The following is a 565-nucleotide window of genomic DNA, read 5'->3' as shown; positions in this document are numbered from 1 at the left end:
GTATTTGCCGCCGAAGGGAACCGCCGGCTTTGACCGTTCTTTGGTGAGCGGATACAGCCGCGTCCCCTTCCCTCCGCCCAGAATAATCGCGAGCGCTTTTACGCCTGACATAGCCGCCTCCGTGCCGCCGAATGTACTCCCGTATTATAGCACGCATATTTCCCCTGTAAACGGCAGCAGTGCGCGGAGGGCTGCGAATCCGCCCGTCGGTAGAATCGTTATCCGAGCTTATATCGCGCCGGTGAATGCCTTCATTTTTCCCCCTTACCCACGCTGCCTATAGAGTATTCACACTGCATAAAATATGATACATGCATGAAATTGAGCGAAGAACAATATAAAGGGATAGAAGCGTTGCTGCCGAAGCAGCGGGGAAACGTAAAGATAGAAAACTTAACCGCGCGATATAAGCTCGGATAACGATTCTACCGACGGGCGGATTCGCAGCCCTCCGCGCACTGCTGCCGTTTACAGGGGAAATATGCGTGCTATAATACGGGAGTACATTCGGCGGCCCGGAGGCGGCTATGTCAGGCGTATAAGCGCTCGCGATGATTCTGGGCGG

The 565-nt window shown here is 54.3% G+C and carries 1 protein-coding gene; it reads right to left on the bottom strand.

The window, feature by feature from the left end:
* A partial coding sequence (locus AWU74_RS10840) for a sugar phosphate nucleotidyltransferase (protein WP_162505036.1) occupies positions 1 to 111 on the bottom strand: 111 nt, incomplete at its 3' end.
* Between the last annotated feature and the right edge of the window lie 454 nt (positions 112 to 565).

Source organism: Treponema endosymbiont of Eucomonympha sp. (assembly GCF_001028545.1).
The sequence above is the reverse complement of the archived record's forward strand: the minus strand, read 5'-3'. Positions and strand labels throughout refer to the sequence as shown.